This window comes from Nocardia sp. JCM 38205 (assembly GCF_058222935.1).
This window is the reverse complement of sequence record NZ_JBYHFL010000003.1, coordinates 28,243-43,335: the sequence shown is the minus strand read 5'-3', so window position 1 is coordinate 43,335 and position 15,093 is coordinate 28,243. Positions and strand designations below refer to the sequence as shown.

Sequence of the window (15,093 nt, the reverse complement as noted above, 5' to 3'; positions counted from 1 at the left end):
CGGCCACTATTCGCCGGCGGCGAGCCGCTCGATGTCGGCGGCGTCGAGATCAGGTGTTCCGGCGAGATAGCGCTGAAGCGTGGGCCCGATCCACGCGATGATCTCCTGCCTGGTCATCGCCGCCAATGGCGGGAACGCCAGCACGAAACGGCCGAGTGCCATCCCGAGGATCTGCGAGGCCGCCAGCCCGGCGCGCAGCGGCACCTGCCGCGGGTCGTCGACGGCGCGGGCGATCACGGGGGCCAGCTGGGCGGCGAAGATCGAGCGCATCCGCTCGGCCGCGGATTCATTGGTCACCCCGGCGCGCAGCAGGATCAGCAGGGCTTCATCGCGCTCCCAGCGTTCCAGGAAGTGCGCGACGACGGTGGCGCCGAGCCGTTCCCGCGGCACCGCCGACAGGTCGGGTAGTTCGAGATCGAATTCCACGGCTGCCGCGAACAGCCGTTCCTTGTTGCCGTAGTAGCGCATGACCATCGCCGGATCGATGCCCGCGTCGGCGGCGATGGCGCGGATGGTCGCGCGGTCGTATCCGTCGGCGGCGAACCGTTCCCTGGCCACCGCGAGGATGACGGCCTTCGTTTCCTCCGCTGATCGTCTCATGTCAACGAGTGTAGGCCAACAACTGTTGACATAGCGAATTCATGCCTCTACCTTGAATGCCAACAGTTGTTGACTTTCTCAGGAGGACCGCAATGACGAACTCCACCGCCGACGTTCTGATCGTCGGAGCCGGACCGGCAGGGCTCACCGCCGCAGTCGTTCTCGAACAGCTCGGCCACCATGTGGTGATCGTCGACAGCCAGAGCGAAGGCGCGAACACCTCGCGCGCCGCCGTCGTACACCCGCGCACGCTCGAACTGCTCGAGCCCTACGGCGTGACATCCGCCCTCGTCGCCCGCGGCCTGCACACCCCGACCTTCACCATCCGCGACCGCGATCAGCTGCTGATCGCCGTCCCGTTCAGCGACCTCCCCACCGCCTACCCGTACACCCTGATGATTTCCCAGGCCGATACCGAAAAGTTCCTGCTGAAGCGGCTTTCCGAACTCGGCGGCACGGTGCTTCGGCCCGCCACCGTCACCGATATCGCCCAGGATGCCGACGGCGTCACCGCGATCCTGGACGACGGCAAGCAGATCCGCGCCCGCTACCTGATCGGCGCCGACGGCATGCACAGCCTGGTGCGCGAACAGGCGGGAATCGGTTTCGACGGCGGCACCTACGCCGAATCGTTCACCCTCGCCGACGTCCGCCTGTCCGGCGGCGTCCCGCGCGACGAGGTGATCCTGTACTTCTCCCCCGCCGGCCTGGTCGTCGTCGCGCCGCTGCCCGACAACATGTTCCGCATCGTCGCCACCGTCGACGAAGCACCCCACGACCCCGATATCGCCTTCGTGCAGCGCCTGCTGGACGAACGCGGCCCGCGAGCCCACCGCGCAGTGGTCGAGGAAGTGCTCTGGGGCTCCCGTTTCCGGGTCCACCACCGCATCGCCGATACCTTCCGGCACGGACGAATCCTGCTGGCGGGCGACGCGGGGCATGTGCACTCACCGGCCGGCGGACAAGGCATGAACCTCGGTATCGAGGACGCGATCACCTCCGCCGAGGCGCTGTCGCAGGTGCTGGGCGGCGCCCCCGACGCCATCCTCGACGAACTCGCGACCGGCCGCCGAAGCACGGCCGAAGCAGTGGTTTCCATCGCGAGCCGTCTCACCGACGTCGCCACCGTTTCCGCGAAGCTGCGCCCCTTCCGCAACGCGGCGATGCGCCTCGCGGGCAAACTCCCCGCCGTCCGCCACCGCCTGGCCTGGCAGCTGTCCGGCCTGAACCGCCGCTGACGACGTCACCGGAACCCGAGGGCGTCCGTCCCGGTCACGCTCCTGGCTGTCGGCGCATCGAGACAGGCGCACGAGTCATCGAGACAGGCTCAGGAGGCAGATTCCGGTCTGCGCGGCACGGGACAACGGTATGCTCAGCGCGGACCGAATCGCTTCGGGCCGTTCATGTTCCAGTGTTCTCTGGTCGTTTCTCATCGAGCTCTGCTCTACACCGGGAGGTTGTCGTGCGTGCTGGACGGTTGTGGTCGGCTGTCGCCGCTGGTGTGCTCACCGTGCTGGTCACCGGCACGGGACCGGCTGTCGGACAAGAGCAGTACGCACAGGCGGGCCTCGATGCGCACAACAGATACCGGGCCAGGCACGGCTCGCCGCCCATGACGCTGGTCCAGGATCTGGTCGGCAAGGCGGGGCAGTGCGCCGTGTACTACGTCGACAAGGGCCAGATAGACCACTCGTGTCCGTACAAGAGCGGTGCCGGGGAGAACCTCTACATGGCCTACGGTGGCACGGCGGACGGGGTTCAGCACGTCCGGACCGCTGTCCAGATGTGGTACGACGAGGTCAAGGATTATGACTACGCGAAGCCGGGTTTCGCCATGAACACCGGCCATTTCACGCAGGTCGTGTGGAAGGCGAGCACCCGCCTCGGCATCGGGTTCGCCACCAAGAACAACAAGCACATCGTCGTCGCCCTCTACCTCGAGCCCGGCAACGTCTCCGGACAGTTCGAGCAGAACGTGCCGCGCCCGCGCTGAGAGCTGCCGAGGCTGGCCGGGCTACGGCGCCGGATTTTCGATTCGCGACAGCGGATTTCGCTGCGGGGCAGAGAATCCCGATCGAGTGGTTGCGCGGCCTGATTGCGGCCCACACTCGTCGAGCGCCCATCGACGCGCGCAGTCAGAGGCCGATCACAGCACCGGAGAACCGCATGACCGAGTCCCTCATCCAACTGCCCACTGCGGGCGAACCAGTAATCGACACCTTCGACCGGATGATCCGAACGGGGCCGATCGTGCCCTACGAACTGCCGGGCGGCGTTCGGGCGTGGATGGCGGTCAGCCATCAGGCGGTGACCGAGGTCCTGGCCGGTGACGGCACGGTGTTCAGCAAGAGCACGAAGAACTGCCCCGCGATGCACGACGGTACGGTTCCCGCCGACTGGCCGCTGCGGGTACTGACCGACGCCGACCACCTGCTCAACAAGGACGGCGCCGACCATCTGCGGATGCGCCGGGCCATCGCCCGCGCCTTCACCCCGGCCCGGGTCGCTCAGCTCGAACCCCGAATCCGGCAGCTCACCAACGACCTGATCGACAACTTCGCCGACCAGCCGGAGGTCGACCTCGTCGACAGCTTCACGATGCCGTTGCCGGTCGGGGTGATCTGCGAACTGTTCGGCGTCCCCGCCGGCGATCGGCCGAAGTTCCGCGGCTGGACCGCCACCCTCATCTCGCACACCAGCACCGGCGAGCAGACCCAGGCGGCCATGCAGGAAATGGTGGGATACCTGACCGGGTTGATCGCGGACAAGCACAACGACCCGGGTGACGATCTCACCTCGGATCTGGTGCGGGCCCAACCCGAACACGGACTCGCCGACGCCGAGCTGGTGGAGATGCTGTGGATCATCATCGTCGCCGGACACGAGACCACGATGCATCTGCTCGGCAACGCGGTGGTGGCGCTGCACACCTTCCCCGAACAGCTCGCGGCGGCCCGCGCCGGTGATCGGTGGGCCGATGTGGTCGAGGAGACCCTGCGCTACCGGAACGCGGCGTGCGCCATGTTCAATCGCTATGCCCTGCACGATGTTCGGATCGCCGGGGTCGACATCCCCGCCGGTGCGATCGTCGGCTGGTACGCCGGTGTGGGCCGCGATCGGCAGAAGTACCCGGACGCCGACGTCTTCGACATCGATCGCGACCACTCGGATCAGCTCGGCTTCGGGCGCGGCCCGCACTTCTGCCTCGGCGCCCACCTGGCCAGGCTGGAGTCGCGCATCGCGCTGGCCACGTTGTTCGACCGGTTCCCGCAGCTGCGCCTGGCCTGCGCGCCGGCCGAGATCCCGTATGCGCCGCAGTTCATGACCAATGGTCCGCTCTGCGTTCCGGTTCAGCTCCGATCCGTTGACTGAGCGGGCGACGTCCCGCGGGCGGGGAGATGCGAGAATTTTGTCCGACCACCGCTGAGCGGACACGTGGAGATCATTATCAGAGCGACCGAGTTTCCGGCATGCGGTATTCCGAGCTGACCGTGGCGAGCACGGCGGTGTGGACCGAGGTCACCGACCATTTCCTCACCGCCGAGCACCGGTACCGCGACCCGGCCAACTGGTGGGCGCGGATCACGGTGCAAGAAACCTCGGGCTACACCCTGCTGCGCGCACAACAGCGCGGCGACCATCTGATGAACCGCAGCCGCTCCCATATCCGGCGCGGCCCGGCCGATCACTGCTGGATCGTGTTCCCGGAGCAGGGTGAATACGTCATCCAACAGCCCGAGCGGCTGGTCCGGGTGCCGCCGCGGCACGGCTTCGTCCTCGAGCTGGACCTGGCCTGCCGCGTCCTGTTACCCGTCTCGACGGCGTACGCGCTGCTGCTGCCACGCGCGCAACTCCAACAGCGGTTGTCCGCCTGCGGTGACTCCGGCACGGTGCTCGATATGTCGACCGCGCTCGGCCAGGTGGTGCTGAGCATGCTCAGCAGCACCCTCGCCGGTCGATCGAACCTGACGGCATTGGAATTCGACGCCGTCTGCGATCGGGTCACCGAGCTGCTCGGTCTGATGCTCGTCGGCGACGTCGGGCCGCAGCAGGCCAACGCGGCCGAAATGATCGATGCCATCCGCGCTTTCGTGCGAAAGAACCTCGGTTCCGGTGATGTCCGGCTGCCCGCTGTCGCCCATGCGCTCGGCTGGTCGCCGAGGCAACTGCGGTCGGTGCTGCATCACACCGGTATCACCTACCGGGATCTGCGGCGCACCGAAGCCCTGCGCGCGGCCCGTGATCTGCTGGCGCGTCCCGGGCCGCTGTCCATCGGCGAGGTCGCCGCGCGCTGCGGGTTCACCAGCGCCGGTTTCTCGACGGCGTTCAAATCCGAATACGGCGAAACGCCACGGAACTTTCGCCGGCGGCGGTTGTCCGAGCAACTCGCGATGCACCTCGGACCAGAAAAAGCCCCTCACCGAACAGGTGAGGGGCTTTATGGCGGTGGCGGAGGGATTTGAACCCTCGGAGGGGGGTTACCCCTCACACGCTTTCGAGGCGTGCTCCTTAGGCCGCTCGGACACGCCACCGCCGACTAGGCTACCGGATGCCTCGCGGATCGCTAAATCGGCAGGTCAGCAAGGTCAGCGTTGGGCGTGGAAGAACTCGTCGAGGAGGGCGGCGCATTCGGGTTCCAGGATGCCGCCACGAACTTCGGGGCGGTGGTTGAGGCGGCGGTCGCGGACCACGTCCCAGAGGGAGCCGACGGCGCCGGTTTTGGGTTCCCAGGCGCCGAAGACGAGGCGGCCGACACGGGCCAGCACCAGGGCACCCGCGCACATGGTGCACGGCTCGAGGGTGACGGCGAGGGTGGCGCCTTCCAGCCGCCAGCCATCACCGTGCACGGCGGCGGCCCGGCGTAGGGCCAGGATCTCGGCGTGCGCGGTGGGGTCGCCGAGGGCTTCCCTGGCATTGGCGGCGCGGGCCAGCTCGCGGCCGTCGGCGTCGAAGACGACCGCGCCGACCGGGACGTCTCGTGGGTCGGCGGCGCGGGCGGCCTCGATCGCGGCGCGGATCATGTCGGCCTCGGCGGGCCGGGCCACGCTCATCTCAGCGCGGCAGTTTGTCCAGCACCGCCGACAGTTCGTTGGCGAAGCCGAGGCGCTGGGCGATCATGCCGAGCTGCTCGTCGGGGTAGAGGTCGGTTTCGGCGAGGATGACGCTGAGCACCGGTTCGGGCAGGCCGAGGTCGGCCAGCACACCGAGATCGCCCTCCTCCCACGGTTCGACATCGTCCAATTCGTCCGGATCGATATCGGGGATCTCGACGTTCAGCGATTCGAGGACGTCGGCGGCGATGTCGTAGTCGATCGCGGCGGTGGCGTCCGAGACCAGCAGGCGGGTTCCGCTGGGGGCGGGGCGCACCACCACGAAGAATTCGTCGTCGACGTCGAGCAATCCGAACACCGCGCCCGAGCTGCGCAGTGCCTTGAGTTCGTCTTCGGCTGCGGCCAGGCTGGTGAGCGCGGCCGAGCTCAGCGGACTACACCGCCAGGTGCCGTCTTCACGGACAACGGCTACCGCGAAACCTTCCACGTCGTCGAAATCGTCCGACGCCGCCCTGTTCCCGCCCGAGCGCTGTGCTGCCATGGGCGCAACGGTAGTCGGCTCGAGGTCAAATGTTGAAGTCGTATGCGAATCTGTTCCGGTGACTGGTGATCAGCAAGCCCCCGTCTGCGTTCTCGGGACCGGATTGATCGGCGGATCGCTGCTGCGCGCGGCGGTCGGCGCCGGATTCCGGGCGTGGGGATACAACCGGTCGGCGGTGGGCGCCGAGGCGGCGCGCGCGGACGGCTTCGACGTCATCGGCGACCTGCCCGTGGTACTGCGCCGGGCGGCCGAGACCGATGCACTGATCGTGGTCGCGGTGCCGATGCCAGCGGTCGACCAGATTCTGTCCGCTGTCTCCACCTTCGCCCCGGACTGTGCGGTGACCGATGTGGTGAGCGTGAAAGCGCCGGTCGCGGCGGCCGCGCGGCGACATGGGCTGGGTGCGCGGTTCGTCGGCGGGCATCCGATGGCGGGGACCTCGCAGTCCGGCTGGGCGGCAACCGATCCGGCCCTTTTCCGAGGCGCTGCCTGGGCGGTCGGGGTCGACCCGGGCACCCATCCACAGCCCTGGACGCGGGTGGTGCGGCTGGCGCTCGCGTGCGGGTCGGTGGTTGTCCCGGTCGTCGCCGAGGAGCACGACCGGGCGGTGGCCCGCATCTCGCATCTGCCGCATGTCCTGGCCGAGGCCCTGGCGGTCGCGGGCGCGGGCGGCGGTGAGCTGGCACTCGGACTGGCCGCGGGCTCGTTCCGGGATGGCACCCGCGTCGCGGCCACCGCCCCCGACCTGGTGCGCGCGATCTGCGAGCCGAATGCGGCGGCCCTGCTCGAGGTGCTCGACGAAACCCTGACGGTGCTGAACGCGGCCCGCGACCGGCTCGAAGAGGACGGTTCACTCGCCGATCTCACCGAGGCAGGGCATGACGCGCGGCAACGGTACGAAACGACCGAACGCTGGGAGATCACCGATATCCGGCCCGGCGATCAGGACTGGCTGGAGCGTCTGCGGGAGGCCGGGCAACGCGGGGGCGTCATCACCCGCCTCGACTGATCGGCGAGCCCGACCCACCCATCCGGCAGGCGCTCAGCCGGCTGTTCAGATGCGTTCGGCCAGGCCCGGGTAGTCGAGGAGGAAGCCGTCCTGGTCGACGGTGACGGTCGCGCTCGACACCGGGGAGAGCACGCTGATGCCGTCGCTGGCGCTGCTGTAGACGAGGCTGGCTTCCTGGACGGTGAGCTCGGGCAGGCGCACATAGACGACCGGGACCTGCACATCCTCGACCGCGTGCTGGAGGCTGAAGCGGCGGATGGGCAGGGTGTTGAAGAACGGGCTGAGCACCACGTCCACATCGAGGGCGCCGCCGAAGGTGGAGCGGATGTGGGTGCCGGTGGCGTCGATCAGCCAGTAGTTCTCCTCATCGCGGGAGATGGAGGCGTGCCGCTCCCCCGCGGCCGTGGTGCTGCGCAGCGAGAGGCGTTTGGTGGCGCCGTTCTCGTCGGTGACCAGATCGTAGGAGGCGCTGAACGCCGGATGCTCGGCGCCTGCGCCGCCGATGATGCGGCCGGTGGCCCGGATGCGGTTGCCATTGACGGTCACGCGGACCGATTCCATCCGCGTCGCGTCGTGTGCGCGCCAGGTGAGGACCGCGGGCCACCGTGAGGGCGACGGGCTCTCGTTGCCTGATGCTGCGTCGGTCGCGTGCGTCACGTATCTACCGTAAGCGACAACGGCGTCATGGCCGCATCACACCAGCGACTCGCGCCACGCCGCGTGCAAACCCGCGAAACGGCCGTTGCCCGCGATCAGCTCCTGCGGTGTGCCGTCTTCCACGATGCGGCCCGCTTCCAGCACCAGTACCCGATCCGCGATGGCCACGGTGGACAGCCGGTGCGCGATGATGACCGCGGTCCGATCCCGCAGCACCGTCTCCAGGGCGTCCTGCACCAGGCGTTCGCTGGGAATGTCGAGGCTCGAGGTGGCCTCATCCAGCACGATCACCGCCGGGTCGGCGAGGAACACCCGGGCGAAGGCCACCAGCTGCCGTTGCCCGGCGGAGAGCCTGCCGCCGCGTTTGCGCACATCGGTGTCGAAACCCTCGGGCAGGGCCTGCACGAAGTCGTACAAACCGACCGCCCGCGCGGCCTCGTGCACCTCTGCGTCGGTGGCGTCGGGCCGTCCGAGCCGGATGTTGTCGGCGACCGAACCGGAGAACAGGTACGCCTCCTGGGTGACCATGCAGACGTGCCGGCGCAGATCCGCGTCGCTGATCCGGCGCAGGTCGATACCGTCCAGGGTGACGACGCCGCCGGACGGATCGTAGAAGCGGGTCAGCAGCTTGGCCAGGGTGGATTTGCCCGCACCGGTGGGCCCGACGAGCGCCACCACCTGGCCGGCCGGGATATCGAGGGTCATCTCGGGTAAAACCGGGCCGCGCGGTTCCTGAGCTCCGGCCGCAGTGGCGGGGGTGCCCGGTTCGGCGGTGCTCGTTCCCGCGGCGGCGGCATCGGCCCCGGCGCGGACGCGGGCGGCGTAGTCGAACCACACGCGGTCCAATCGCATCCCACCGGCGACCTTGCCGAGCGGAACCGGATCACTGGGCTCGGCTACCGCAGGCCGCTCCTCCAGTACACCCGAGATCTTCTCCAGCGCGGCCGCGGCCGATTGGTAGGAATTGAATACCTGCGCCAGCTCGTCGAGCGGGCCGTAGAAGTTCTTCAGGTACAGCAGGTAGGCCGCCAGCACGCCGACGGCGAGGTGGCCGTCGATCACCTGCCAGGCGCCGACGATGATCACGACGACGGTGGTGAGGTTGCCGAGCAGCCGGGTGAGTCCCGCGTATTCGCCCATGCCGCGCACCGCGGTGACGTTGGCTTCGCGATACGCGCCGTCTTCGACGGCGAGCACCGATTCGTTGCGCTCTTCCCTGCGGAAGGCCTGCACCGCGCGCATCCCGCCCATCGACTCCACGAACTGCACCACGACCTTGGCGATGGCCCCGCGGGTGCGGCGGTATCCGGCGCGCTGCCTGCGCTGGGCCCAGCGGGTGACCAGGAACAGCGGCACGAAACCGGCGAAGACGACCGCGGCCAGCGTCAGGTCGAGGTAGACCAGCAGCACCGCGATGGTGAGGACCGACAGGATCGCGCTCAACGCTTCGTTCAGCGCGCCTTCCAGTAGTTCCTGGAGGGTTTCGATATCACCGGTGAGGCGGGCGACGACCTTGCCGGAGGTGTATTTCTCGTGGAACTCGACGTCGAGTTGCTGCACATGGGCGAACGCGCGCACCCGCAGGTCGAACAGCACGTTCTGGCTGAGCCTGCCGGCGACGCGCACGAAGCAGAACGTGGTGAGCCCACCGATCAGGGCCGCGCCCAGGTAGCCGCCTGTGGCCCACAGCAGCGGCGTCCAATCGCCTGCTCGGCCCGCGCTGATGCCGCGGTCGAGCCCGTAGGCGACGAACAGTGGGCCGACCACCGTCGCGGCGTTGTCGACCACGATGATGGCGAGCGCCAGCGCGGCCAGCTTGCGGTACGGGCGTACCAGCTCGGCCAGCAGCCGCCGTGAGCGCGCCGCGAGCACGAGGTTTCCGGTCTCGGTGACCTCCTTGTCCTCGCTGGCGATACCCCGCCAATCGGCGATCTCTTCCGCGCGTTCGAGCACGGCGGCGCCGGAGCCGGATTCCCGCGTCGTCGCGGATCCGTCGGTGCTGCTCATCGTTCACCTCCCATCAGTTCGCGGTAGCGGCTGCTGGTGCGCAGCAGGTGGTCGTGAGTGCCTTCGGCGACGATGCGGCCGTCGGCCAGCAGGGCGACCCGATCGGCGAGGGCGGCCGTGGAGGGCCGATGCGCGACCAGCAGCGTGGTGGCGCCGGCCAGTGCGGTGCGCAGACGTTCCTGCACCTTCTCCTCGGTCTGCACATCGAGAGCCGACAGCGGGTCGTCCAGCACGACGATGCGCGCGCGACGTTCCTGACCGGCCCGGGTGAGCACCGCCCGGGCCAGCGCCAGCCGCTGCCGCTGCCCACCGGACAGGCTCAACCCCTGCTCGCCGATCCTGGTGTCCAGCCCCCATGGCAGATTCGACACGAAGTCGATGGCCTGCGCGATCTCCAGGGCGCGCCGCACATCGTCGTCGGAGGCGTCTGGATCGCCGAGCGCGACGTTCTCGCGCACGCTCGCCGAGAACAGCACCGGATCCTCGAACGCCACCGACACCAGCGAACGCAGATCACGCACCCGCAGGGTGGAGATATCGATGCCGTCGATGGTGATGACGCCACCGGTGACGTCGTAGAGCCGGGGAATCAGGTTGAGCAGGGCCGTCTTTCCGCTGCCCGTCGCACCCACCAGCGCCACCGTCTCACCAGGACGGACCACCAGCGAAATATCGCGCAACACCTCGCTTTCGGCCTCGGGGAAGCCGAAACGCACACCGTCCAGCCGGAGTTCACCGACGATCCGTTCCGGTAGATCCACCGGGGCGTCGGGATCGGTGATCTCGACCGGGGTGTCGATGATCTCCCAGTACCGGTCGGCCGCGGTGCCCGCATCGTTCAGTTCGGCGAGCAGGAAGCCCGTCCAGATGATCGGCCATTGTAAGAAGGTGGCCAGGGTGATGGCGCCGACCGCGGCACCGAGCGACATCGTGCCACCGACCACCGCGTACGCGCCGAATCCGAGCGCGAACACCAGGATCGCTTCCGAGAGCACCACCAGCGACGCCCAGAGCGTGGCGTCCAGGCGCACCTTGTACATCTCGGTGCGCTGGAGTTCGCGGGCCTGCGCGGTGAAATGGGCGCCGAAGAAGGTGCCGCGACCGAAGGCCTTGAGCACCCGGATGCCCTGCGCGGATTCCTCCGCGGTGGTGGCCAGATCACCGGATTGATCCTGGGAGCGGCGCGACGCACCGGCATAGCGACGTTCGAATCGGAGGCAGATGATCGTGATCGGCACCGCGGCGACGGCGAAGATCACGCCGATCTGCCAGCTCATCGCCACCAGCACGGCCAGGCCGACCGGGATGACGACGGCGTGGATCACCAGCACCGGGCCGGCGAATCCGATGAACCGGCGCAAGGTGGCCAGATCGTCGACCGCGCGCGAGAGCAGCTGGCCCGACTCCCAGGAATCGTGCCTGCCGATGGACAGTGCCTGGAGTTCTCGAAAGATCTTGGCCCGCATGGTGATCTCGAACTGGGTGGCCGGCTCGGCGAGCAGCCAGCGGCGGCCCCACACGCCGATCGCTTCGATCACTCCGAGCACCAGCACCAGCAGCACCGGCGCGATGACGCCGCCGAAATCGCCACGTGCGATCGGGCCGTCCACGATCCGCGCGATCACCAGCGGGGTGAGCACCGCCGTCAACATGGCGACCGCCGACAGCACGGTGGCGGCGATCAGCTGGTTTCGATACGGCCGCAGATACGGCCAGAACCTGAGCAGCGAGGCGCGCCGCCCCGTGGCGCGCGCGGGCAGCGGCTGTCTATCGGCCTCCGTGTCAGTGGAAGGCGCGTCCAGCGTGACGGACAAATCTCCCCCTTCGGTTCATCGATGTCTCCGGCGATCCGCACCCCGACACCGGCGACGCCCTCGATCATCGCAGTGGGGTATGACAACAAACGGGCCCATCCAGACTGGCACCGCGATCACGAACAGCCAACCGATTTTCTTCCCGCCCATCCGGGCAGGTCCGGACTTACACTCCGGGTGTGCTGATCGTCGCCGGATACCTGAGAGTCACCGATCGGGACCGCTACCTCGAGGCCTGCCGCGAGGTGGTCGAGCAGGCGCGGGAAGCGCCGGGCTGTCTGGATTTCACCCTCGGTGCGGATCTGGTGGAGCCCGACCGCGTCAACGTCTACGAGCGCTGGACCAACCGCGCGGCGGTCGAGGTGTTCCGCGGTGAGGGCACCTCGGGCGAGCTCGACGTCCAGATCACCGCCGCCGACGTGCGCGAGTTCGACTGCACCAACGAAGTGGCGTTGTGAGCGTTTCCACACCCCGCACACCGGAGGCATCGCGGGCGCACTCGACGCCCGGATCACCGATATGCGCGCATTGAACCGCACCGGCGAAGTGGCGCTCTGAGCGTTCGACACCCCCGAATACAATGGCCGGTCACACCCGTTTTCGAGCGAAACGAGACCGAGCATGAAAGTTCGCGGCGCGTCTCGTGTCTCCGCTGCCGCGACGCAAACCGAAGGCGAGCAGCGGAGTCACGAGACACCACGGGGCCGCGAACACGCGACGCCGCAGGCGCCGAAAAAACACAGCACGATGGTCGGGCTGTTCGCGGGGATCGGCGGGCTCGAGCTCGGGCTGGCCGAGAACGGCTGGCAGACCGAGCTGCTGTGCGAGATCGATCCGGGCGCGCAAGGGGTGCTGGCAGCGCGTTTCCCGGATGTGCCGCTGCACGCCGACATCACCCGGCTGCGCGCGATCCCGGCCGGGACGGAATTGGTCGCGGCCGGTTTTCCCTGCCAGGACCTCTCGCAGGCGGGCCGGACCGCGGGCATCACCGGCGACCGTTCGGGCCTGGTGGATGAGGTTTTCCGGCTGGTCCGGCGCAAACGCGGGCCGCGCTGGCTGTTGATCGAGAACGTGCCGTTCATGCTGCAACTCGGGCGCGGCGCGGCCATGCGCCACATCACCGCCGCGTTGGAGGAACTGGGGTACACCTGGGCGTATCGGGTGGTGGACGCGCGTGCCTTCGGCCTGCCGCAGCGCCGCAACCGGGTACTCATGCTGGCCTCGCGCACCGAAGATCCGCGCGGGGTGCTCTTCGGCGAGGATGCCGGCCCGCGCACGGTGGGCGATGCGGACAGCGATCCGTGCGGTTTCTATTGGACCGAAGGCGTGCGCGGGCTCGGCTGGGCGGTCAACGCGGTGCCGACACTCAAGGGTGGTTCCGGCCTTGGTATCGCCAGCCCGCCCGCCGTCCGGTTACCGTCCGGGGAGATCGTGACGCCGGGAATCATCGACGGGGAGATGCTGCAGGGTTTCGATCCCGACTGGACCGCGCCCGCCACCGATGTGCCGGGTATCCGGCAAGGCCATCGCTGGAAGCTGGTCGGCAATGCGGTGAGTGTGCGGATGGCGTCGTGGGTGGGCGCCCGGCTGGCGGCGCCACTCGAACCACTGCCCGGTGATCGCCCGTTGCCGCCGGGCAAACCCTGGCCGGTGGCTGCGTGGGGCCGCAATGGCAGCGCGTTCGAGGTGCCGGTGTCCACCTGGCCGGTGCACGAGCCGTATGAGGATCTGAAGAACTTCCTGATCGACTCCCGCCTTCTGTCGGCGCGCGCCACCGCCGGTTTCCTGCGCCGCACCGCGATGGGCAGCCTGCGGTTCCCGCCGGGGTTCCTGGACGATGTGGAAGCCCATCTCGACCGCATGGGCGGCTGGGCGGCATGAACCCGGACCGGTGGATGCGCGGGCTGCCCAGCACGGCGCCGGCCCATGTCACCGCGCCGAGACGCGTCGAGCGGCACGACACTTCGGCCGCGCACGCGCACTCGCCGGCGGTGTCCGCGGCGTGGACGGATCTCCGACAGGGCTCGCGGACCGAACCGTGACCGCTCGACGTCCGCCCACCGATCCCGCGACCAGTGCCCGCATGTCCCGGCAGCGCCGCGCGGGCACCGAGCCCGAACTCGCCCTGCGCCGTGAATTGCATCGGCGCGGCCTGCGCTACTTCGTCGACCGGGCACCGGTGCGCGGCCAGCGCCGCCGCGCCGACGTGGTCTTTCCGCGGCTCAAGGTGGCCGTCTACGTCGACGGTTGCTTCTGGCACAGCTGCCCGCAGCACGCCACCTACCCGAAGAACAACGCCGAATGGTGGGCCGAGAAGCTGGCCGCCAACGTGGCCCGCGATCGTGCCACCGATGCCGCCCTCGCCGCGGCGGGCTGGCACGTCATCCGGATCTGGGAGCACGAAGATCCCGTCGCCGCCGCGGACCGGATAGCCGACGCGCTGCGCCGCGACTGACCTCTGGCGCGGGCCTCAGCCGAGCACCACGATCAGGTCGTCACCGCGCCGGCGGGCAGCGCCTGCCATCCAAGGTTCGATGCTTCGAGTCTCGTGCACTTGGGGAGACGTTCCGCGAGATTCGGCTCTGCCGAATGAGACGCTGCGAAAAGGGATTCGGCTCAGCCCTGTCCGCTGCCGAACGCCCCTTCCAACCGGCTGCGCGACCCGGGATGGATCAACCGCGCCGCGCTCACCAGACCGCTGCGCGACCAGGTGCGGCGGCGGATCAGCAGGCACGGCTCCGAGCGCGCGATGCCGAGCAGCCGGCATTCCTCGGCGCTGGCCAGCACCGCCTCGACGACGTGTTCGCCGCGTTCGAGCGGGGCCACCTCACTGAGATAGGTGTTCGGGGTCTGCGCGGTGAAATCCTGTTCGAGGTACCGCGGTGCCTCCGCCGGATTCACGTAGCGGTCCTCCAGCTGAATCGGCACATCGTCTTCGAAATGCACGATCAGCGAATGAAAGACCTTCCCGCTCAGATCGTTACCGAGCAGCGGATGGCCCGCGTCGGCGTCTTCAGCGCGGACGAACACGATCTCGGTGCGATGCCGGTGCCCGCGTTCGGAGATCTCGTCGGCGATGTTCTTGACCTCGAACAACGGCGAGGCGGCCTTGGTCGGCGCGACGAAGGTGCCAACGCCCATCACCCGGTTGAGCACGCCCTCGGCGGTGAGATCGCGCAGCGCGCGGTTGATCGTCATTCTGGACAGGCCCAGCGCATTGACCAGCTGGTTCTCCGACGGGATCTGATCGCCCTCGCGCCACCTGCCGACTTTGATCTGCGACACGATCAGCTGCTTGACGCGCTCGTAGGCGGCGAACTCGGTCCCGAGCCCGCCGTAGAGCTCCGCGAGCTCCGCATCGACTACTTCGATCGCCACCACCGACATCCGTTCCCTTGCCTCACGGGTTTTCGT

The 15,093-nt window shown here is 68.6% G+C and carries 15 protein-coding genes and 1 tRNA gene; 8 read left to right on the top strand and 8 right to left on the bottom strand.

From position 1 onward, the window contains the following. Positions 1-6 precede the first annotated feature (6 nt). Positions 7-600, bottom strand: a complete 594-nt coding sequence (locus tag AC4HOU_RS11890; protein ID WP_490724498.1) for a TetR/AcrR family transcriptional regulator — start codon at positions 598-600, stop codon at positions 7-9. 92 nt (positions 601-692) lie between these two features. Here AC4HOU_RS11890 and AC4HOU_RS11885 point away from each other — a divergent pair, with 92 nt between their 5' ends. The 4 genes from AC4HOU_RS11885 (at position 693) to AC4HOU_RS11870 (ending at position 5,063) form a co-directional block, all read left to right on the top strand. Then, entirely contained in the window at positions 693-1,838 is a 1,146-nt protein-coding gene (locus tag AC4HOU_RS11885) for an FAD-dependent monooxygenase (protein WP_490724497.1), read from the top strand. Between the two features lie 224 nt (positions 1,839-2,062). Further along, positions 2,063-2,593: a CAP family protein gene (locus tag AC4HOU_RS11880; protein ID WP_163813501.1), complete on the top strand. Its 531-nt coding sequence runs from the start codon at positions 2,063-2,065 to the stop codon at positions 2,591-2,593. Positions 2,594-2,766: 173 nt separating this feature from the next. Next, on the top strand, positions 2,767-3,972 hold the full coding sequence (locus AC4HOU_RS11875) for a cytochrome P450 family protein (RefSeq protein ID WP_163813502.1): 1,206 nt from the start codon (positions 2,767-2,769) through the stop codon (positions 3,970-3,972). A 98-nt stretch (positions 3,973-4,070) separates the two neighbouring features. Continuing rightward, the gene (locus AC4HOU_RS11870) at positions 4,071-5,063 is read left to right on the top strand and encodes an AraC family transcriptional regulator (RefSeq protein WP_163813503.1); all 993 of its coding nucleotides are present in this window, start codon (positions 4,071-4,073) and stop codon (positions 5,061-5,063) included. Here the strand turns inward: AC4HOU_RS11870 and AC4HOU_RS11865 are convergent. From AC4HOU_RS11865 to AC4HOU_RS11855, 3 genes are all read right to left on the bottom strand, one after another. Then, a tRNA-Ser gene (locus AC4HOU_RS11865) sits at positions 5,042-5,132 on the bottom strand. The genes AC4HOU_RS11870 and AC4HOU_RS11865 overlap by 22 nt on opposite strands. A 54-nt stretch (positions 5,133-5,186) precedes the next feature. After that, a complete protein-coding gene (locus AC4HOU_RS11860) occupies positions 5,187-5,651 on the bottom strand; it encodes a nucleoside deaminase (protein WP_163813504.1) in 465 nt (154 codons plus the stop codon). A gap of 1 nt (position 5,652) precedes the next feature. Further along, positions 5,653-6,192, bottom strand: a complete 540-nt coding sequence (locus AC4HOU_RS11855; RefSeq protein WP_163813505.1) for a tRNA adenosine deaminase-associated protein — start codon at positions 6,190-6,192, stop codon at positions 5,653-5,655. A gap of 58 nt (positions 6,193-6,250) precedes the next feature. On the opposite strand from AC4HOU_RS11855, the gene AC4HOU_RS11850 reads away from it, so the two are divergent. Beyond that, a complete protein-coding gene (locus AC4HOU_RS11850; protein ID WP_490724496.1) occupies positions 6,251-7,201 on the top strand; it encodes a prephenate dehydrogenase in 951 nt (316 codons plus the stop codon). Positions 7,202-7,246: 45 nt separating this feature from the next. Here the strand turns inward: AC4HOU_RS11850 and AC4HOU_RS11845 are convergent, their stop codons facing one another. The 3 genes from AC4HOU_RS11845 to AC4HOU_RS11835 are packed head-to-tail and all read right to left on the bottom strand — an operon-like array spanning position 7,247 to position 11,679. Continuing rightward, on the bottom strand, positions 7,247-7,858 hold the full coding sequence (locus AC4HOU_RS11845) for a putative glycolipid-binding domain-containing protein (protein WP_081597107.1): 612 nt from the start codon (positions 7,856-7,858) through the stop codon (positions 7,247-7,249). 36 nt (positions 7,859-7,894) lie between these two features. Continuing rightward, positions 7,895-9,865 carry an ABC transporter ATP-binding protein gene (locus tag AC4HOU_RS11840; RefSeq protein WP_490724495.1) on the bottom strand — a complete coding sequence of 657 codons (1,971 nt, stop codon included), beginning with the start codon at positions 9,863-9,865 and terminating at the stop codon, positions 7,895-7,897. Continuing rightward, positions 9,862-11,679, bottom strand: a complete 1,818-nt coding sequence (locus AC4HOU_RS11835) for an ABC transporter ATP-binding protein (RefSeq protein WP_490724494.1) — start codon at positions 11,677-11,679, stop codon at positions 9,862-9,864. Before AC4HOU_RS11835 ends, AC4HOU_RS11840 begins: the two co-directional genes overlap by 4 nt. A 179-nt stretch (positions 11,680-11,858) precedes the next feature. On the opposite strand from AC4HOU_RS11835, the gene AC4HOU_RS11830 reads away from it, so the two are divergent. The 3 genes from AC4HOU_RS11830 to AC4HOU_RS11820 all read left to right on the top strand — a co-directional run bounded on the left by AC4HOU_RS11830 (position 11,859) and on the right by AC4HOU_RS11820 (position 14,134). After that, entirely contained in the window at positions 11,859-12,137 is a 279-nt protein-coding gene (locus AC4HOU_RS11830) for a putative quinol monooxygenase (protein WP_163813509.1), read from the top strand. Positions 12,138-12,426: 289 nt separating this feature from the next. Then, positions 12,427-13,560, top strand: coding sequence for a DNA cytosine methyltransferase (locus AC4HOU_RS11825; RefSeq protein ID WP_490724493.1), 1,134 nt, complete (start codon positions 12,427-12,429; stop codon positions 13,558-13,560). A gap of 202 nt (positions 13,561-13,762) precedes the next feature. Then, complete coding sequence (locus AC4HOU_RS11820) at positions 13,763-14,134, top strand: very short patch repair endonuclease (RefSeq protein WP_163813571.1); 372 nt, start codon at positions 13,763-13,765, stop codon at positions 14,132-14,134. 161 nt (positions 14,135-14,295) lie between these two features. On the opposite strand, the gene hutC is transcribed toward AC4HOU_RS11820, so the two are convergent. After that, positions 14,296-15,066, bottom strand: coding sequence for a histidine utilization transcriptional repressor HutC (gene hutC / locus AC4HOU_RS11815; RefSeq protein ID WP_163813572.1), 771 nt, complete (start codon positions 15,064-15,066; stop codon positions 14,296-14,298). Positions 15,067-15,093: the final 27 nt, after the last annotated feature.